Origin of the sequence: Pseudocitrobacter sp. 73 (genome assembly GCF_008369545.1) — a bacterium.
Classification (GTDB): domain Bacteria; phylum Pseudomonadota; class Gammaproteobacteria; order Enterobacterales; family Enterobacteriaceae; genus Pseudocitrobacter; species Pseudocitrobacter vendiensis.
Window position 1 is genome coordinate 42126 of the sequence record NZ_VTZO01000016.1, and the last position, 19608, is coordinate 61733.

The following is a 19608-nucleotide window of genomic DNA, read 5'->3' on the forward strand; positions in this document are numbered from 1 at the left end:
TGAAAAATTTACAATTCCCGACAATCACTAAGTTGAGGATAGTGCGTGGAAAGGTTTGATGCCATTGTAATTGGGGCCGGTGCCGCAGGAATGTTTTGTGCCGCGCAGGCCGGGCAGGCGGGCCTGCGCGTACTGTTGCTGGATAACGGTAAGAAGCCCGGACGCAAGATTCTGATGTCCGGCGGCGGTCGCTGCAACTTTACTAATCTTAATGTCGAACCTGCGGCATATCTCAGCCAAAACCCGCATTTTTGCAAATCTGCGCTGGCGCGCTACACCCAATGGGATTTCATCGACCTGGTCGGAAAGCACGGCATTGCCTGGCACGAGAAGACGCTGGGGCAACTTTTCTGCGACGATTCCGCCGAGCAAATTGTAAAACTGCTGGTAGATGAATGTGCAAAAGGCAACGTTACGACACGCCTGCGCAGCGAAATATTGAGCGTTGAGCGTGATGAAGCGGGCTTTATCCTGCAACTCAACGGCGAAACGGTCACCGCGAAGAAACTGGTGATTGCCAGCGGTGGACTGTCGATGCCGGGCCTTGGCGCATCGCCATTTGGTTACAAAATTGCTGAACAATTCGGCCTGAAGGTTTTGCCAACCCGCGCCGGGCTTGTGCCTTTCACACTTCACAAACCGATGCTGGATGTTTCCCAAACTATCTCGGGTGTTTCTGTTCCCTCTGTTATTAGCGCAGAAGATGGCACCGTTTTCCGCGAAAGCCTGCTGTTTACGCACCGCGGTCTCTCCGGCCCGGCGGTGTTGCAGATCTCCAGCTACTGGCAGCCCGGTGAATTCGTCACCATTAACCTGCTGCCGGATATCGACCTTGCCGAATTCCTTGATGCGCAGCGTGTGGAACACCCGAATCAGAGCCTGAAAAATACCCTGGCAATGCATCTGCCGAAACGTCTGGTGGAGTGCTTGCAACAACTGGGGCAGATTCCGGATGTCACGCTGAAACAGCTTAATGTGCGCGATCAGCAAACACTGGTGGAAACCTTAACCGAATGGCGCGTGCAGCCTAACGGCACAGAAGGGTATCGCACAGCAGAAGTGACGCTGGGCGGCGTGGATACCAACGAACTCTCTTCCCGAACCATGGAAGCACGCAAGGTGCCGGGGCTGTATTTCATTGGCGAAGTGATGGATGTCACCGGCTGGCTGGGCGGCTATAACTTCCAGTGGGCGTGGTCAAGCGCCTGGGCCTGTGCGCAGGCGCTGAGCGAAGAATAACCACAGCAGGGGGGATCTCCCCCCTGAAATAACCACTACCACGATTATTCTTCCGCTAATAATGTAAAATTAAATTAGCCTGACTAAAGGTTGAGGCAGAATATTTAATTCCACGTTAATCATTAATTCAGTCGTTTCAATATATTATGTGTTTAATATTGCATGTTGATATTTATGGGTGATTTTAGCAATGTGAATCAATCTTTCGTGTTACTGCTGATGCACTTCTCTTTTATTTAAATCTAATTGCGTGATGGCTAAATTTGAATGAAAGAGGCAATACTATGTTTAATCCACTGAAAGACCATACCTCTATTGTCCTGACCGATTTACGCATCAAAAAATCATTTGACCCAGGCCGGAATTATATTGACCCCTATCTGATTGCTATTGTTACGGATAAAAAAGACGGCGTGCTAAGAATGAGTAGCAAGCGATTCGATTTTCCTAATGTAAAAGTGTATGAACGTATTATTACCTCGGACAGCACATTTTCACTTTATGGCCCGGGAAATCCTGGTGAATTCGTCACGACGACCTTGATGTTGATGGAGTCTGATTCAGATATCCGAATAGTGGGCCAACAATTGGATGATCTTATCAGCGGTACGGCGGAAGAGGTTGGTGCTGTTGCTGCTCTGTCTGGCAACCCATCGGCTATCGCTATCACTGCGCTTGCGCAGAAAATTCTGCAAGGTGTTGCAAAAGTACTTCAGCAGAATAAAGATGATCAGATCTGTTTTGTTTATGACACCTGGTTTCAGGGGGAACTTCCTCCCTATGGCATTAACCAATATAAAATCCATTCCAGCAGTGTGGCGGATGTGACATTACGCGTTTCTCCCTTACTGGTTGGAGGCCAGCAGGGTTGGATGACCTTTGCCCAGGCGGAGGTTAAATAATGTCTACTTCACTTCCTGCCATTAATATTCTTATTATCCTCTTCCTGTGTGGTACCGCGGGAATGGTCGGTCAGGGCATTCGGGCTGTTATTGGTCTTCAAAAAGCGGGTTACCTTAATCTTGATAGCAACAACACTAAAGCGAGCTTTAGTGCCAGCTATATGATTGTGACGCTTATGATCGGTTTTATTGCTGGATGCGTATCGGCATTAATTCTGGGATTTGATCAGTTTTCAGGAGGCGTTGACCCTAAAACCTTACTGGCCGTTGTTGCAGCAGGGTATGCTGGTGTGGATTTTATTGAAGGGAGCTTTAATTCATTTATCCGACAAGCTATTGCGCCAGAGAGTGGAAAAAATGATGGAAACCAACCCGAACCACCTGCAAAGACTCAAACGGTGCAATCACCTCAGCAAGATATTCACCGTGGACTGGCAATCACCACTGACTATAGCTTATCCCTACCTACCTCTCAGCCCCTTGCCTATGCCTTGAAACAAGCCAGTAAGCATATCGATACGGATAAATGGGTCCCGGTGTTAAATCATGCATTCCAAAAGTTTGAGGTGAATACCGATCGACGTGTTGCAGCAGCAATCGGACAGTTTATGGCTGAGGCTGGCGAAACCTTCCAGGATCTCCGTGAAAATATGCGTTACACCACATTACGTCAATTGATGAAAGTGTTTGGTAACCATTTCAAAGATGAAAAAGAAGCACAAATGTATTTAGGTCAACCCGAGCGTCTGGGAAATCTGGTCTACGCAAATCGGCTCGGTAATGGTTCTGTAGAGTCGGGAGACGGCTATCGATATCGTGGCCGGGGATTGATTCAACTGACCGGTAAGACGGAATACCAGCAGTTTGCAGACGATATGCAGATTTCAGTTGAGCAGGCAGCAGAATGGTGTGAGACCCCTGAAGGTGCGGCGATTTCGGCATGTTGGTACCTGAAAACCCGTCATTGCTTACCGGATGCGGATCGCTGGGACCTGGAAGCGCTTACCCTGAAAGTCAATGGCAAAGCCAAAGTGAATCTCGCCGGACGTATTGCATATGCGGAAACTATTCTGAGGGCATTAGCCCACACTCATTGAAGAGGAATGCAGCAGGGACGCTGCTTTAATAAGTCAATAGACATACAAAAATCAGGTGTTACTATCACATTGACACTATCAATGAGTACGCGTGTTTCATTTACGGCCAGGAACGCTGATGATGACAACATTACTACCCGATTTCTCAGTACCTTCATCCAGCACTCTCCTTTACGGTGAGCGTCATTCCGACGCCTGTACACCGTCTGGCTCTCTCTCCTCTTTCCCTCTTATCCCGGAGGGGAATTGTCGCTGAACGTTTGTTCGGCGCGCTTTGTGACACGCGTGGTTTGGTAACAGGGATTATGGCGGGTCGAGCATGGACAAGATTAAACGTCATTTGACGTGGTGGATCATTGGCATTGTCGCGGTGGTAGCTGCCGTGGCGTGGTGGATGTTACGGCCCGCGGGTGTGCCGGAAGGATTCGCGGCCAGCAATGGCAGAATCGAGGCCACGGAAGTGGATATCGCCACCAAAATCGCCGGGCGCATCGACACCATTCTGGTGTCGGAAGGGCAGTTTGTGCGTCAGGGTGAGGTGTTAGCGAAGATGGATACCCGCGTGCTGAACGAGCAGCGCCAGGAAGCTATCGCGCAAATTAAAGAAGCCGAAAGCGCGGTAGCGGCTGCGCGCGCTTTGCTGGAGCAGCGCCAGAGCGAGATGCGTGCGGCGCAGGCGGTGGTGAAGCAGCGTGATGCCGAACTGGCGTCCGTCTCTAAACGTCATACCCGCTCGCAGACGTTATCGACGCGCGGCGCAGTCTCCGCGCAACAGTTAGATGACGATCGTGCGGCGGCAGAGAGCGCGCGTGCAGCGCTGGAGTCGGCGAGGGCGCAGGTATCTGCGTCCAATGCGGCGATTGAAGCGGCGCGAACCAATATCATCCAGGCGCAAACGCGCGTCGAGGCAGCGCAGGCCACCGAGCGGCGCATTCAGGCCGATATCGACGATAGCGAGCTCAAAGCCCCGCGCGATGGACGCGTGCAGTATCGTGTCGCCGAGCCGGGTGAAGTGCTGGCGGCAGGCGGTCGGGTGCTCAATATGGTCGATCTCAGCGATGTTTATATGACCTTCTTCCTGCCGACCGAGCAGGCGGGGTTGCTGAAGATTGGCGGTGAAGCGCGTCTGGTGCTTGATGCCGCGCCCGATCTGCGTGTTCCCGCCACCATCAGTTTTGTGGCGAGCGTCGCCCAGTTCACGCCAAAAACCGTGGAAACCCGCGATGAGCGGCTGAAGCTGATGTTCCGCGTGAAAGCGCGCATTCCACAAGAGCTGCTGCAACAGCATCTGGAGTATGTGAAAACCGGGCTGCCGGGCATGGCGTGGGTGCGTCTGGATGAACAACAACCCTGGCCAGATGACCTGGTGGTGAGGTTGCCGCAATGACAGGCCAGATACGGCCTTCCGTCGCGCAGCTTGAAGGCGTCGGCCAGCGTTACGGCGCGACGGTGGCGTTAAAGAACATTACGCTGAACATTCCCTCACGGTGCATGGTGGGATTGATTGGCCCGGATGGCGTCGGGAAATCGAGCCTGCTGTCGCTGATTTCCGGCGCGCGGGTGATTGAGCAGGGCAATGTGATGGTGCTCGGCGGCGATATGCGCGATGCGGCGCACCGCCGCGATGTCTGCCCGCGTATCGCCTGGATGCCGCAGGGGCTGGGCAAAAACCTCTATCACACGCTGTCGGTGTATGAAAACGTCGACTTCTTCGCGCGCCTGTTTGGCCACAATAAAGCGGAGCGCGAGGCGCGGATCACCGAACTGCTGAACAGTACCGGGCTGGCCCCGTTCCGCGATCGCCCTGCCGGGAAGCTCTCGGGTGGGATGAAGCAAAAACTGGGGCTGTGCTGCGCGTTGATCCACGACCCGGAACTGCTGATCCTCGATGAGCCCACAACCGGTGTTGACCCGCTTTCACGCGCGCAGTTCTGGGATCTGATCGACAGCATCCGTGAACGACAAAGCAACATGAGCGTGCTGGTCGCGACCGCATACATGGAGGAAGCCGAGCGTTTCGACTGGCTGGTGGCGATGAACGCCGGGGAAGTGATGGCGACGGGCAGCGCGCAACAGCTACGGGATAAAACCGGCAGCGAGACGCTGGAGCAGGCATTCATCGCCCTGTTGCCAGAGGCGCAGCGGCAGGCACATAAACCGGTCGTCATTCCGCCGTATCAGGCAGAAAATGCAGAAATCGCCATTGAAGCGCGCAATCTCACCATGCGTTTCGGCGATTTTGTTGCGGTGGACCATGTGAACTTTCGCATTCCTCGCGGCGAGATTTTTGGTTTTCTCGGCTCCAACGGCTGCGGCAAATCGACCACCATGAAGATGCTCACGGGCCTGTTGCCTGCCAGCGAAGGTGAAGCCTGGCTGTTCGGTCAGCCCGTTGATCCGAACGATATCGAAACCCGCCGCCGTGTGGGGTATATGTCGCAGGCGTTCTCGCTTTACAGTGAACTCACTGTGCGGCAAAACCTGGAGCTTCACGCCCGCCTGTTTCATATTCCCGAAGCGGAAATCCCGGCGCGAGTCGCGGAAATGAGCGATCGCTTCATGCTCGCCGACGTCGAAGACGCACTTCCCGCCGCGCTACCACTGGGCATTCGCCAGCGATTGTCGTTGGCGGTGGCGGTGATCCATCGCCCGGAAATGCTCATTCTTGATGAACCGACCTCCGGCGTTGACCCGGTGGCGCGCGATATGTTCTGGCAACTGATGGTTGACCTGTCGCGGCAGGATAAAGTCACTATTTTCATCTCCACTCACTTTATGAACGAAGCGGAGCGCTGCGACCGCATGTCGCTGATGCACGCGGGCAAAGTGCTGGCCAGCGGCACGCCACAGGAACTGGTTGAGCGCCGTGGCGCGGCGAATCTGGAAGAGGCGTTTATCGCCTGGCTTCAGGAAGCCTCCGGCCCTGCACCGCAGGTGCCGCCGCCAGACGACATCCCGATGACGCATGAAGCGCCAAAACCGCCGCGTCAGGGCTTCAGCCTGCGCCGCCTGTTCAGCTATAGCCGCCGGGAAGCGCTGGAGCTGCGCCGCGACCCGGTACGTTCTACGCTGGCGATGCTCGGTACGGTGATTCTGATGCTGATCATGGGTTACGGCATCAGCATGGATGTCGAAAACCTGCGCTTTGCCGTGCTCGATCGCGACCAGACCATGAGCAGCCAGGCATGGTCACTCAATCTTGCCGGTTCCCGCTACTTTATCGAACAGCCGCCGCTCACCAGTTATGACGAGCTGGATAAACGAATGCGGGCAGGCGACGTTGCGGTGGAGATCGAAATTCCGCCCAACTTTGGTCGTGATATTGCACGCGGTACGCCGGTGAAAATCGGTGTCTGGGTGGATGGTGCGATGCCGAGTCGGGCGGAAACGGTGCAGGGTTACGTGCAGGCGATGCACCAGACCTGGCTACAGGACGTCGCCAGCCGCCAGCCGACGTCAAATGCGCAGAACGGCCTGATGACCATCGAAACCCGCTATCGCTATAACCCGGATGTAAAAAGTCTTCCGGCGATTGTGCCTGCGGTTATTCCATTACTGCTGATGATGATCCCTTCAATGCTCAGCGCGTTAAGCGTGGTGCGTGAAAAAGAGCTGGGGTCGATCATCAACCTCTACGTTACGCCGACGACACGAAGCGAATTCCTGCTCGGCAAGCAGTTGCCTTATATCGCGCTGGGAATGCTCAACTTCTTCCTGCTATGCGCGTTGTCGGTGTTTATGTTTGGCGTTGAACACAAAGGCAGTTTCCTCACCCTGACCCTGGCGGCGCTGCTGTATGTCACCATCGCGACCGGAATGGGACTGCTGATTTCCACCTTTATGAAAAGCCAGATCGCCGCCATATTTGGTACCTCGATCATTACGCTGATCCCGGCGACGCAGTTCTCCGGGATGATCGATCCGGTGGCATCGCTGGAAGGGCCGGGGCGGTGGATCGGCGAGATCTACCCGACCAGCCATTTCCTGACCATCGCGCGCGGGACGTTTTCGAAGGCGCTGGATCTGGGCGATCTCTGGCCGCTGTTCATTCCGCTGCTGATTGCTGTGCCGCTGGTGATTGGCCTGAGCGTGCTGCTGCTGAAAAAACAGGAGGGATGATGCGCCGATTACGCAATATTTATAACCTGGGCATCAAGGAGCTGCGCAGCCTGCTGGGCGATAAAGCGATGCTGGCACTGATTGTGTTTGCGTTTACGCTGTCGGTTTATTCGTCGGCAACGGTCACGCCGGGGTCGCTGCATCTGGCGCCTATCGCTATCGCGGATATGGACCAGTCGCAGCTTTCTAACCGTATTGTGAACAGCTTTTACCGCCCGTGGTTTCTGCCGCCGGAGATGATCACTGCCGATGAAATGGACGCCGGGCTGGATGCCGGGCGCTATACCTTCGCGGTGAACATCCCGCCCAATTTTCAGCGTGATGTGCTGGCCGGGCGTCAGCCGGATATTCAGGTGAACGTCGATGCCACGCGCATGAGCCAGGCGTTTACCGGCAACAGCTACATCCAGAGCATTATCAACGGCGAGGTGAACAGTTTTGTCGCGCGCTACCGTGATAACAGCGAGCCGCTGGTGGCGCTGGAAACACGGATGCGTTTTAACCCGAACCTTGAGCCTGCGTGGTTCGGTGGGGTGATGGCGATTATCAACAACATCACTATGCTGGCGATTGTGCTGACGGGCTCGGCGCTGATCCGCGAGCGCGAGCACGGCACCGTAGAGCATTTGCTGGTGATGCCCATTACGCCGTTTGAAATCATGATGGCTAAGGTGTGGTCGATGGGACTGGTGGTGCTGGTGGTGTCCGGGCTGTCGCTGGTGCTGATGGTGCAGGGCGTGCTGGGCGTGCCGATTGAAGGTTCGATCCCGTTGTTTATGCTCGGCGTGGCGTTGAGTCTGTTTGCCACTACGTCTATCGGGATTTTTATGGGCACGGTCGCGCGCTCAATGCCACAGCTGGGGCTGCTGATGATTCTGGTGCTGTTGCCGCTACAGATGCTCTCCGGCGGCTCAACGCCGCGCGAGAGCATGCCGCAAATGGTGCAGGACATTATGTTGTCGATGCCGACGACCCATTTTGTCAGTCTGGCGCAGGCGATTCTTTATCGCGGGGCCGGGTTTGATATTGTCTGGCCGCAGTTTGTCACGCTGCTGGCGATTGGCGGGGTGTTTTTTATGATTGCCCTGCTGCGGTTCCGGAAAACGATTGGGACAATGGCGTAGCCTGGCGTAGCCTGGCGTAGCCTGGGGTTGCCGGATGGCGCTTTGCTTATCCGGCATTTCCCTGCACCGCGTTCCCTACCCCTCGCTAAACAACCGCAACAGCGTCTCAACCTGCTCATCCAGCGGGGCGAGATCCTGCTTCACGATCAAATGCAGCGGCGTGGCGCGCCGCGCGCCGTGATGCAACGGTAAAGGCTTCAACACACCCTGTTCCAGCAACCGCTGTATACGCTCTTCCGGTAACCAGCCGTAGCCCACCTGATACATCACCGCATCAATCGCTGCATCAATGGTCGAAAAGGTCCACGCATCGTTGCCCGGCTGGCGAGCGTTGTCATGATCGGCGATGCGCACCAGCGGCCAGTTACGCAGCATCTCATCGCTAAACGGTGCATCCTGATGAAACAGCGGGTGGTCGCGGTGGGCAACGGCAACAAAATCGATATTCATCAGCCATTCGCCGCGCCCGGTAATGTCCTGGCGTCGCGTCAGCACCATTACATCCGCTTCCGCCTGCATGGCGTCGCTGTCGGTGCTGTTCTCCAGCACTTCCGTCAGTCGTACCTGCGTTTGCGGGTAATGCTGCTGAAACTGGCGCAAAATCGCAAACAGCCGCTTGCGCGGGAAGATGCTGTCCACCACTAAATCCAGTCGCGTGCGCATGCCGTCGCGCAGCGTGGCGGCGCGGGTTTCGACCCGGGCGAAGGCTTTCAGTAGCGGTTTCACCTGACTGAGTAACAGTTCCCCGGCGGGTGTCAGTACCGCGCGGCGGCCTTCCGGCACCAGCAGCGCAACACCTAATCGTTCCTGCAATAGTGACAAGTTATAGCTAACCGATGACTGGCTACGGTTGGTCTCTTCTGCCGCTTTGGCAAAGCTGCCGAGCTCCACCACTTTTTCCAGTAGCGCCCATTGTTCCAGGGTGGTCTTGTGCATGATTGATTTAAAATTTAGATGAATTTAATTCAAACATAGCGTTATTCATTCAGTTTTTAAAGCAATAAGATAACTCCATCGAAAAGAGGAGAACGAATTATGAGCAGCTTTGATAAAAATGATTTGAGCGGTTTTATCGGTAAACATCTGGTTTATACCTACGATAACGGCTGGAACTACGAGATTTACGTCAAAAACGCCAACACCCTTGATTACCGCATTCACAGCGGTCTGGTGGGGAATCGTTGGGTGAAAGATCAGCAGGCGTACATCGTGCGTGTTGGGGAAAGTATCTACAAAATTTCATGGACTGAACCGACCGGTACTGACGTCAGCCTGATTGTGAACCTGGGCGACAAACTGTTCCACGGCACTATCTTCTTCCCACGCTGGATAATGAATAACCCGGAAAAAACCGTCTGCTTCCAGAACGATCACATTCCGCTGATGAATTCATATCGTGATGCAGGCCCGGCTTACCCAACCGAAGTGATTGATGAGTTCGCGACCATTACTTTTGTACGCGACTGCGGCCCGGACGATGACACGGTCATCGCCTGCGCCGCCAGTGAACTGCCAAAAGATTTCCCGGCAAACCTGCGCTAAACATTAGCCCGGCAGGCGGCTTTTGGGCCGCCCCGGGCCAAGCAGTATCGCCAGTTTGCTGCCGCCTTTCGTGGTTTCCATCCAGATTTTACAGACGCTGGTCAGCGGCACCGACAGCAACATGCCCACCGGCCCCAGCAGCCATCCCCATATCAGCAACGACAAGAACACCACCAGCGTCGACATCCCCAGACGATGCCCCATCACGCGTGGCTCCAGAATATTGCCCAGCACCATGTGCACCACCAGGAACAGCGCGCCGACCATCAAACATTCGTAATAGCCATTAAACAGCAGCGCCTGAATCATCGGCGGAATGGCGGATATCACCGAGCCAATGTTGGGAATGTAGTTCAGCAAAAACGCCAGCACGCCCCACATCAGCGCGAACTGCACGTCGAGCAGCAGCAAGCCAAGCCAGACAATCACGCCGGTCATGAGACTAATAAACGTTTTGAGCGCCAGATAATGTGAGACCCCTTTTAATGCGCGGTGAAGCCCGGCGATATGCACTTGCGGATTCACAAGGGCAAAACGCAGTTTATAGGGCACGTGGCGGGCTTCGAAAAGCATAAACACCACGGTCATAATCAGCAGCACAATGCTGGTCATCGCCCCGGATAGCTGGGTCATTAAGGTAGTCGCCAGGGTCATCACTTTATCGGAATCCATTCGCTGGAGTAATCTTTCCGGCGAAACGTGCAGATGCAGAAATGGCAGCATCTCCTGCAACTCGATAAATTTGCGGGTGAGCTCTTTGTTGTAGCTCGGCATCAGGGCAATGAAGTCATTGATCGATGAAGCGAGCACGGCCATCAGTGCCGTCAGGAAGAAGAGCATCACTATCATCACAATGGTGATGGCGAGCGCGCGGGAAAATCCCCGACGCATAAACCACCTTACCAGCGGGTTAAGCACAATGGCGAAAAAGAGCGCCAGCAGTAACTGGACGATAATATCGGCGGCGGCATGAATACCGGCCAGGATCACCACCAGGGCGGCGAGTTTGAGTAAAATATGCAGGCCCGCTTTATCAGGCTGTGGGGAGGTCATATCGAATTCCTTTTGATCGTTCGCACTTAAGTGTAGTGCGAAGCGGCAAGCGTATTATCTGAAAGTGCGCGGCGCAAAAGCGCGACTTCAATTTCAGCGCATGCAATAATGAAAACATCGTTTTAAAATTCGGATGTTTGTCATGCCAGACGCCGCAGATGGGGCGCAACTCAGCGGTTTTCGCCTCAATTTACGCATCGTTTCCGTCGTTATTTTCAACTTCGCCAGCTATCTCACCATCGGCCTGCCGCTCGCGGTGCTGCCGGGCTATGTCCATGATGTCATGGGGTTTAGCGCCTTCTGGGCGGGTCTGGTTATCAGCCTGCAATACTTCGCAACGCTGTTAAGTCGCCCGCATGCCGGGCGCTATGCCGACCAGCTCGGGCCGAAGAAAATCGTGGTGTTTGGTCTGTGCGGCTGTTTTCTCAGTGGCCTGAGTTATTTACTGGCGGCGATGGGCGGCGGCTGGCCGATGGTAAGTCTGGTGCTGTTGTGTCTGGGGCGCGTGATTCTGGGGATTGGACAAAGCTTTGCCGGAACGGGCTCTACGCTGTGGGGCGTCGGCGTGGTGGGCTCGCTGCATATCGGGCGGGTGATTTCCTGGAACGGCATCGTGACTTACGGCGCAATGGCGATGGGCGCGCCGCTCGGCGTGCTCTGTTATCAGTACGGTGGCCTGCATGGGCTGGCGTTGGTGATTATGGCGGTTGCCGCGCTGGCGGTGATTTGCGCGCTGCCGCGTGCGGAAGTGAAAGCGGCGAAGGGCAAAGTGATGTCGTTTCGCGCGGTGCTCGGTCGCGTCTGGCCCTACGGCATGGCGCTGGCACTGGCCTCGGCGGGCTTCGGCGTAATCGCCACCTTCATTACGTTGTTTTACGACGCCAAAGGCTGGGACGGCGCAGCGTTCGCACTCACGCTCTTTAGCTGCGCGTTCGTCGGCACGCGTCTGCTGTTCCCCAACGGGATCAACCGTCTGGGTGGGCTGAACGTGGCGATGATCTGTTTTTCGGTTGAGATTATCGGCCTGTTACTGGTGGGCATCGCCGACACGCCGCTGATGGCGAAAATCGGTACCTTCCTTGCGGGAGCAGGCTTCTCGCTGGTATTCCCGGCGCTGGGCGTAGTGGCAGTGAAGGCCGTGCCGCAGCAAAACCAGGGTTCCGCGCTGGCCACCTATACGGTGTTTATGGATTTATCTCTCGGGATTACCGGGCCGCTCGCCGGGCTGATGATGGCGTGGATGGGCGTATCGACGATTTACCTGGCTGCCGCCGGGCTGGTGGCAATTGCGCTGCTGCTGGGGTGGCGGCTAAAAAAAAGGCCTCCGGTTGAACAACCGAAGGCCGGGTCGTCATCAGACTAATTAGTTGATAACGATAGTATTGATGATGTTCTCAGCGGCAGTCTGCGCCTGCTGCTGATTATCTGCCGGCAGGGTAACCTGCATCGTCAGCAGCTTGCCATCAATTTTGCCGAGGATAACGGAAGAGTACGCGGTCTGGCCTTTAGCAGAGATGATGCTGTCCAGCTGTTGCAGCGTGTGGCCTTTCACCTCAATGGATTTATTGGTCACGACCTGCAACTGCGGGTCGCGGCTACGCTGCTGTTCTTCCAGACGTTTCGCCATTACGCCGAGGTCTTCATCGGTGTTGTCGCCCACGATAACGATCACGGCTTTCTGCCCGGTCGCATCGGAGTAGACGTGCATATTGTTGCTCTGGGTGCCCATTTTTCCGCTCTGGTCGGTCATGTCTGCGGGTAATGAGAAGCTCAGCTTGCCATCCAGCAGATTAATCGGCTGCCCGGAGGCGTTGCTCTCTGCCGCCGCACCCTGTGCCGGAGCTTTGGTATCGCTGTTGTCACAGGCTGCCAGCCCAACAACCAGCAGGCCAATACCAACGTATTTCACCAATTTGCGCATTGACTTCTTCCTTTCGATAAACGGCCATTAACGGCTCATTCACCCATCTTATCACAACTCGGAAAACGAACCTTTAACCTGGCTGCATTGCTGACAAATCAGATTTGTCTGCCAGCCGTTTCATCAGCATATTCAGCAGTAAGCCGTACATCGGCAGGAAGAAGATGATGCTGATCAGCACTTTAAAGCAGTAATCGACCAGGGCGATTTCCACCCAGTGCTGTGCCATAAACGGGTCGGTGCTGCGCCAGAAGGCGATGAAGAAGAAGGCCAGCGTGTCGCTGATGTTGCCAAACAGCGTCGAGGCCGTCGGCGCAAGCCACCAGTGACGGCTTTGGCGCAGGCGGTTAAAGACGTGAACGTCGAGGATCTGCCCCAGCGCGTAGGCCATAAAGCTGGCGGCGGCGATACGGGCGACAAACAGGTTGAAGTTCGCCAGCGCGCCAAAGCCCTGCCATTCACCCATATAGAAAAGTGATGAAACAGCATAGGAGACCATCAGCGCGGGGATCATCACCGCGAAGACAATGCGTCGAGCCAGCGGCGCGCCGAAGATGCGCACGGTGAGGTCAGTCGCGAGGAAAATAAACGGAAAGCTGAACGCGCCCCAGGTGGTGTGGAAGCCAAAAACAGAAACGGGCAACTGCACCAGATAGTTACTGGAAATAATAACCAGCAAATGGAATAGCGATAGCCAAACCAGCGCGTGCTTGCGCTGTACGGATGTAAAGGGAGTCATATTGTACCTTTTTATAGATTGGGGTGAGGGAACCCAATAAAACTGTTCGTATTCTTATCGTTACCTGCGCGATAAGGGAGCGAATGATACTGCTTCCGCACGGCATTGCAATGGTTGTTTTTCACGCAATCGTTAACCTGACTTGCGTCACAGAAATCACGGCGTAAACTAAGGCCGATTTTTCTACGGTGAGACCACAATGACCGATCTGTTCGCCAGCCCAAACCACACTTTAGATGCCCTTGGCCTTCGTTGCCCGGAGCCGGTAATGATGGTGCGCAAAACTGTGCGCACGATGCCCGTGGGCGAAACGCTGCTGATTATTGCCGACGACCCGGCAACCACCCGCGATATTCCCGGTTTCTGCACGTTCATGGAACATGAACTGATTGCTAAAGAGACCGACGCTCTGCCATATCGCTACCTGCTGCGTAAAAGCCATTAGTTTTTGTCAGGGCAGATTCTGTGATCTGCCCTGAAATATCGTTATCACATCGTTAAAATCGCGTTTCGGAATTGTTTCTTTTGTGAGTTATCTCACCGCCCACCTCGCACTTCCCGTCTAGCTTTTAAGCGGAAAACTAAAACAACGTTTTATCTCTTACCGCAAAATACCGCTGGAGCTGACCGATGAAGATGACTGTTAAGCCATTCGTGGCCGCTTTGTGCCTTTCAACCGCCACTCTCCTGTTTACCTCTTACGCCTCGGCGCAGGTGATAAAAGCTGCAGATGTTCACCCCGAAGGCTACCCGAACGTGGTGGCCGTGCAGCATATGGGGGAGAAACTCAAACAACAAACCGGTGACAAGCTGGAGATTAAAGTCTTTCCCGGCGGCGTGCTGGGCGATGAAAAGCAGATGATTGAGCAGGCGCAGATGGGGGCAATCGACATGATCCGCGTATCGATGGCCCCGGTCGCGGCGATTTTGCCCGATATCGAAGTCTTCACGCTGCCCTACGTTTTTCGCGATGAAGATCATATGCATAAAGTGATAGACGGCGACATCGGCAAGCAGATTGGCGACAAGCTCACCAACAATCCGAAATCGCGACTGGTTTTCCTCGGCTGGATGGACTCCGGCACGCGTAATCTCATCACCAAAGAACCGGTGCTCAAAGCGGACGATCTCAAGGGCATGAAGATCCGTGTGCAGGGCAGCCCGGTGGCGCTGGCGACACTCAAAGATATGGGCGCGAACTCGGTGGCGATGGGTGTGAGTGAGGTATACAGCGGCCTGCAAACGGGCGTGATTGACGGTGCGGAGAATAATCCACCAACGTTTATCGCCCATAACTACCTGCCTGTCGCTAAAAACTACACCCTGAGCGGCCACTTTATCACCCCGGAAATGCTGCTCTACTCGAAAGTGAAGTGGGACAAACTGAGCCCGGAGGATCAGCAAAAAATCATCACCCTGGCCCATGAAGCTCAGATGGAGCAGCGCGCGCTGTGGAAAGCGTACAACGAGCAGGCGCTGGCGAAGATGAAAGCGGGCGGCGTGCAGTTCCACGAAATCGACAAAACCTTCTTTGTTCAGGCCACGGAACCGGTGCGTAAAGCGTACGGCGAAAAGCATCAGGACCTGATGAAAGCCATTGCTGATGTCCAGTAGCGGAGGCCCTATGTCAGAGCGTTTTTCGCGAGCGATGGATCGGCTCTATATGCTGGCGATGTGGGTTGCCGGACTTTCACTGCTGCTGATGACGGTTGTCATTCCGGTGGGGATTTTCTCTCGTTATGTGCTCAACCGGGGCGAATCCTGGCCGGAGCCGATAGCCATTATCTGCATGGTGACGTTCACCTTTATCGGCGCGGCGGTGGGTTATCGCGCCGGGTCGCATATCGCGGTCAACATGCTCACCGACCGACTGCCCGCTACGCTGCAGAAAGCGGCGGCGCGGCTGGTGGACTTATTGATGCTGGTCGTGACCGCCATCATGTTCTGGTACAGCCTTTGGCTCTGTGTCGAGTTGTGGGAGCAGCCCGTTGCGGAATTCCCGGTAATGACTTCCGGCGAGAGCTATCTGCCGCTGCCTGTAGGTTCTGCGGTGCTGATTCTGTTTGTGATTGAGCGTCTGCTGTTCGGTTCGCAGGAACACCGCCCGGTGGTGCTCATCGGTAACCACGGTTAAGAGGTGAAAGATGGATGCGTTTATTTTGCTTTTCACCCTCGCCATTTTGTTGGCCGTGGGGATGCCCGTCGCGTTCGCGGTGGGCTTAAGCGCCGTTGCCGGCGCGCTGTGGATTGACCTGCCGCTGGAGGCGTTGATGATCCAGATAACCAGCGGGGTGAACAAGTTTACCCTGCTGGCGATCCCGTTCTTTATTCTGGCGGGAGCGATTATGGCTGAGGGGGGTATCGCCCGGCGGTTGGTCAATTTCGCCTATCTGTTCGTGGGCTTTATTCGCGGCGGGCTATCGCTGGTGAACATTGTCGCCTCGACCTTTTTCGGTGCGATTTCTGGTTCATCGGTGGCGGATACGGCGTCTATTGGCAGCGTGATGATCCCGGAGATGGAGAAAAAGGGCTATCCACGCGAATACGCGGCGGCGGTGACGGCAAGCGGTTCGGTGCAGGCGATTCTGATTCCACCCAGCCATAACTCGGTGATTTACTCGCTGGCGGCGGGCGGTACGGTCTCTATCGCGTCGTTGTTTATTGCGGGCGTGCTGCCGGGGCTGCTACTGGGATTGTGCCTGATGATTCTGTGCCTCGGTTTTGCCCACAAGCGTGGTTATCCAAAAGGCGAACGCATTCCGCTCAGGCAGGCGCTGAAGATTTTTGTCGATGCGCTGTGGGGGCTGATGACGGTGGTCATTATTCTCGGCGGCATTCTCTCGGGCATTTTCACCGCCACGGAATCGGCGGCGGTAGCCTGCCTGTGGGCATTCTTCGTGACCATGTTTATCTACCGTGATTACAAATGGAACGAGCTACCGAAGCTGATGTGCCGGACGGTGAAAACGGTCAGTATCGTAATGATTTTGATTGGTTTTGCCGCCGCATTTGGTGCGGTGATGACCTATATGCAGCTTCCGGTGCGCATTACCGGGTTCTTCACGTCGCTGTCAGATAACAAATACGTCATCCTGATGTATCTCAACATCATGCTGCTGCTGATTGGTACGCTGATGGACATGGCACCGATTATCCTGATCCTGACGCCGGTGCTGTTGCCGGTGACCAATGCGTTAGGCATCGACCCGGTGCATTTTGGCATGATCATGATGGTGAATCTGGGGATTGGTCTGATTACCCCGCCGGTGGGCTCGGTGCTGTTTGTCGCAAGCGCAGTGAGTAAGCAGAAGATCGAAAGTGTGGTGAAAGCGATGCTGCCGTTTTACGGCATGCTGTTGATGGTGCTGGCGCTGGTCACCTACGTTCCGGCGATATCGCTATGGTTGCCGAGAGTATTGGGGATGTGAGTTTGATGCGCGTTGTTGCCGGATGGCGCTTCGCTTATCCGGCCTACAAATGTATTGGCACGCCGCAATCTTACCGTAGGCCGGATAAGGCGCAGCCGCATCCGGCAAACTCCGCCACCGTATTCATTGACGCTCGCATGTTCTCGTAGGCCGGATAAGGCGCAGCCGCCATCCGGCAAACCCATCACCGAAGCTTCATCCGCAACAATCGCAGTGCGTTCAGCGTGACCAGTACCGTTGCCCCGGTATCTGCCAACACTGCCAGCCACAACCCGGTAATGCCAAGCAGGGTGGTGACGAGGAAGATGCCTTTCAACCCCAGCGCAATGGCGATGTTCTGCCGCACGTTAGCGTGCGTGGCCCGCGCCAGGCGCAGCATTTGCGCCAGCCCGGTTAAGCGGTTGTGCGTCAACGCAGCATCGGCGGTTTCCAGCGCCACGTCGCTGCCGCTGCCCATCGCAATGCCAATGGTGGAGGCCTTCATGGCGGGCGCGTCGTTAATGCCGTCGCCGACCATCGCCAGCGGCGCTTTCGCATTCAGCACCGTGACTTCGGTGACTTTATCCGCCGGCAGTAGCCCGGCGCGGAAATCGAGCCCCAGTTCGCCCGCAATGGCCGCTGCCGCACGCGGGTTATCGCCGGTCAGAATAATGCCCTGAATGCCCAGCGTATGCAGGGTGTCGATAGCTTCGCGCGCGTCGTCACGCAGCGTATCGCGCAGTGCCAGTACGCCCAGCAGCGTCTCTTCACGTGTCACCAGAACTACCGTGTTACCGGCTTTTTCCAGTTCTTCAATCTGCACTTGATAGGCATCAGCCGGGAATTTACCCGCCGCGCAAATCAGAATGCGTTGCCCGTTCACGTCGGCTTCGATACCGGAACCGGCCAGCGTGCGCTGGTTGTTGGCTGCGTGTAGCGTTAGCTGGCGCTGCTGTGCCTCGCGAACAATCGCCTGCGCCAGCGGGTGCGTTGAGCCTTGCTCCACGGCGGCGGCCAGCGCCAGCAAACTGTTTTCATTGAGTTCTGCGGTAGCGACAACGGATGTCACCTGCGGTTTGCCGACGGTCAGGGTGCCGGTTTTATCGAATGCCACCTGCTGCACGCGCCCCAGTTGTTCCAGCGCCGCGCCGCCTTTGATCAACGCGCCGTAGCGTGCGGCGGTTGCCAGGCCAGAAGTAATCGCCGCCGGAGTGGAGATAACCAGCGCGCACGGGCAGCCAATCAACAGTAGCGTCAGGCCTTTATAAATCCACTCCAGCCAGGGCGCAGAAAACGCCAGCGGCGGGACCAGCGCAACCAGCAGCGCCACGACCATAATCGCCGGGGTGTAGATGCGGCTGAAGCGGTCAATAAAGCGCTCAATCGGCGCGCGGCGCTCTTCCGCTTCTTCAATTAAACGCAGAATGCGGTCGATAGCACTGTCGCCAGGCTGTGAAGTGACGGTGATCTGCACCAGGCGATCAACGCTGGTGGCTCCGGCGCTGACGCGCTCGCCCGCACTGTGTTCCACCGGAATAGATTCACCGGTTAAGGCACTTTCATCAAAGCTGGCAAAGGCAGAAAGCAGCGTGCCGTCGGCAGGTAAGCGTCCGCCCGCTGCTACTTCAATCACATCGCCAGGGCGTAAATCCTGCTGCGCGACGGTTTCACGCTGGTCGCCACGCACGCGCACAGCGGTGTCGGGTTTCAGCGCCATCAGCGCGCTCACGCCCTGACGCGCGCGGGTCGCCGCCCAGCCTTCGAGTCGTTCGCCGATCAAAAACAGCAACAACACCATCGCCGCTTCCGCCGTTGCGCCAATAAACAGCGCGCCGATGGCCGCAACGCTCATCAGCGTTTCGATAGCAAACCAGCTACCGCTTTTGATCAGGCGTAACGCCTGACGCGCCGCCGGATAGAGGCCGACCAGCGTCGTCGCAATAAACGCGGCATTCCCGAGAGGGTGATTGAAATGCTCCAGCCCCCAGCTGATCACCATCAGCAGCGTCAGCAGAATGAGGGGGAGATTTTCACGCATACGGGAAGGGGCTTGTTCCGTTTTCGGTGCGTTTTCGCCGCGCAGCGTGTACCCGGCGGCGGTGACCGCGCGTTCGACCTGGTCGCGAATGTCATTATCGGCATCGACCAGCAGCTTTTCGGTGGCGAACAGCACTTTGACCTGTTTAACGCCGGGGATCTGACTTACCGCCGTTTCGACTTTGCGGGCGCAGGCGGCGCAGTCCATGCCATCGACAAGCCAGCTGTAGCGGGCATCCGGCAGGTTGTCGGCAGCGGTTGACGCGCATTCGCCGTCGCAGCAGCAGTCGTCCGTTTTGGCAGGTGCAGGGGTAAACTTCAGCGAGGAAAACTGCGGCGCTTTAGCGGGCTTCGTCTCTGGAGTCGACATGGTATCCTCCGGTTAATGATCGTTGTTTCATTAAACGCAGCATACACTCTGGAGTCGA

The 19608-nt window shown here is 55.8% G+C and carries 18 protein-coding genes; 13 read left to right on the forward strand and 5 right to left on the reverse strand.

The features are described 5' to 3' along the window. Nucleotides 1-45 precede the first annotated feature (45 nt). The 6 genes from F0Q32_RS17515 to F0Q32_RS17540 all read left to right on the forward strand — a co-directional run bounded on the left by F0Q32_RS17515 (nucleotide 46) and on the right by F0Q32_RS17540 (nucleotide 8481). Nucleotides 46-1239, forward strand: coding sequence for an NAD(P)/FAD-dependent oxidoreductase (locus F0Q32_RS17515; protein WP_149464080.1), 1194 nt, complete (start codon nucleotides 46-48; stop codon nucleotides 1237-1239). 284 nt (nucleotides 1240-1523) lie between these two features. Continuing rightward, complete coding sequence (locus tag F0Q32_RS17520; RefSeq protein WP_149464081.1) at nucleotides 1524-2141, forward strand: hypothetical protein; 618 nt, start codon at nucleotides 1524-1526, stop codon at nucleotides 2139-2141. Next, entirely contained in the window at nucleotides 2141-3238 is a 1098-nt protein-coding gene (locus F0Q32_RS17525) for a hypothetical protein (protein ID WP_149464082.1), read from the forward strand. Before F0Q32_RS17520 ends, F0Q32_RS17525 begins: the two co-directional genes overlap by 1 nt. Nucleotides 3239-3557: 319 nt before the next feature. Then, nucleotides 3558-4625 carry an HlyD family secretion protein gene (locus tag F0Q32_RS17530; RefSeq protein ID WP_149464083.1) on the forward strand — a complete coding sequence of 356 codons (1068 nt, stop codon included), beginning with the start codon at nucleotides 3558-3560 and terminating at the stop codon, nucleotides 4623-4625. Beyond that, nucleotides 4622-7357, forward strand: a complete 2736-nt coding sequence (rbbA, locus tag F0Q32_RS17535; RefSeq protein WP_149464084.1) for a ribosome-associated ATPase/putative transporter RbbA — start codon at nucleotides 4622-4624, stop codon at nucleotides 7355-7357. The genes F0Q32_RS17530 and rbbA overlap by 4 nt, the downstream gene beginning before the upstream one ends. After that, entirely contained in the window at nucleotides 7357-8481 is a 1125-nt protein-coding gene (locus F0Q32_RS17540; RefSeq protein ID WP_149464085.1) for an ABC transporter permease, read from the forward strand. Before rbbA ends, F0Q32_RS17540 begins: the two co-directional genes overlap by 1 nt. A gap of 75 nt (nucleotides 8482-8556) precedes the next feature. Here the strand turns inward: F0Q32_RS17540 and F0Q32_RS17545 are convergent, their stop codons facing one another. Continuing rightward, nucleotides 8557-9417 (reverse strand): LysR family transcriptional regulator, encoded by an 861-nt coding sequence (locus F0Q32_RS17545; protein WP_149464086.1) that lies wholly within the window; start codon nucleotides 9415-9417, stop codon nucleotides 8557-8559. Between the two features lie 96 nt (nucleotides 9418-9513). Between F0Q32_RS17545 and F0Q32_RS17550 the strand changes: the two genes are divergently transcribed. Next, nucleotides 9514-10023 (forward strand): phenolic acid decarboxylase, encoded by a 510-nt coding sequence (locus tag F0Q32_RS17550; RefSeq protein ID WP_149464087.1) that lies wholly within the window; start codon nucleotides 9514-9516, stop codon nucleotides 10021-10023. A gap of 3 nt (nucleotides 10024-10026) precedes the next feature. Here the strand turns inward: F0Q32_RS17550 and F0Q32_RS17555 are convergent, their stop codons facing one another. Beyond that, nucleotides 10027-11076, reverse strand: a complete 1050-nt coding sequence (locus F0Q32_RS17555; protein ID WP_149464088.1) for an AI-2E family transporter — start codon at nucleotides 11074-11076, stop codon at nucleotides 10027-10029. A 142-nt stretch (nucleotides 11077-11218) separates the two neighbouring features. Between F0Q32_RS17555 and F0Q32_RS17560 the strand changes: the two genes are divergently transcribed. Further along, complete coding sequence (locus tag F0Q32_RS17560) at nucleotides 11219-12439, forward strand: MFS transporter (RefSeq protein WP_149464089.1); 1221 nt, start codon at nucleotides 11219-11221, stop codon at nucleotides 12437-12439. Here F0Q32_RS17560 and F0Q32_RS17565 read toward each other — a convergent pair whose 3' ends face one another. Further along, nucleotides 12440-12997 carry a DcrB family lipoprotein gene (locus F0Q32_RS17565; protein ID WP_149464090.1) on the reverse strand — a complete coding sequence of 186 codons (558 nt, stop codon included), beginning with the start codon at nucleotides 12995-12997 and terminating at the stop codon, nucleotides 12440-12442. It abuts the gene before it with no gap. Between the two features lie 73 nt (nucleotides 12998-13070). Continuing rightward, complete coding sequence (locus F0Q32_RS17570; protein ID WP_149464091.1) at nucleotides 13071-13736, reverse strand: 7-cyano-7-deazaguanine/7-aminomethyl-7-deazaguanine transporter; 666 nt, start codon at nucleotides 13734-13736, stop codon at nucleotides 13071-13073. 199 nt (nucleotides 13737-13935) lie between these two features. Between F0Q32_RS17570 and tusA the strand changes: the two genes are divergently transcribed. The 5 genes from tusA (at nucleotide 13936) to F0Q32_RS26200 (ending at nucleotide 17313) form a co-directional block, all read left to right on the forward strand. Beyond that, nucleotides 13936-14181, forward strand: coding sequence for a sulfurtransferase TusA (gene tusA / locus F0Q32_RS17575; RefSeq protein WP_149464092.1), 246 nt, complete (start codon nucleotides 13936-13938; stop codon nucleotides 14179-14181). Nucleotides 14182-14366: 185 nt separating this feature from the next. Beyond that, the gene (locus tag F0Q32_RS17580; protein ID WP_149464093.1) at nucleotides 14367-15350 is read left to right on the forward strand and encodes a TRAP transporter substrate-binding protein; all 984 of its coding nucleotides are present in this window, start codon (nucleotides 14367-14369) and stop codon (nucleotides 15348-15350) included. Nucleotides 15351-15360: 10 nt separating this feature from the next. Next, nucleotides 15361-15870 carry a TRAP transporter small permease gene (locus tag F0Q32_RS17585; protein ID WP_149464094.1) on the forward strand — a complete coding sequence of 170 codons (510 nt, stop codon included), beginning with the start codon at nucleotides 15361-15363 and terminating at the stop codon, nucleotides 15868-15870. A 10-nt stretch (nucleotides 15871-15880) separates the two neighbouring features. Beyond that, nucleotides 15881-17164: a TRAP transporter large permease gene (locus F0Q32_RS17590; RefSeq protein ID WP_149464095.1), complete on the forward strand. Its 1284-nt coding sequence runs from the start codon at nucleotides 15881-15883 to the stop codon at nucleotides 17162-17164. Nucleotides 17165-17169: 5 nt separating this feature from the next. After that, entirely contained in the window at nucleotides 17170-17313 is a 144-nt protein-coding gene (locus F0Q32_RS26200; protein ID WP_188016884.1) for a hypothetical protein, read from the forward strand. A gap of 35 nt (nucleotides 17314-17348) precedes the next feature. Here the strand turns inward: F0Q32_RS26200 and zntA are convergent, their stop codons facing one another. After that, a complete protein-coding gene (gene zntA / locus F0Q32_RS17595; RefSeq protein ID WP_149464096.1) occupies nucleotides 17349-19550 on the reverse strand; it encodes a Zn(II)/Cd(II)/Pb(II) translocating P-type ATPase ZntA in 2202 nt (733 codons plus the stop codon). Nucleotides 19551-19608 lie beyond the last annotated feature (58 nt).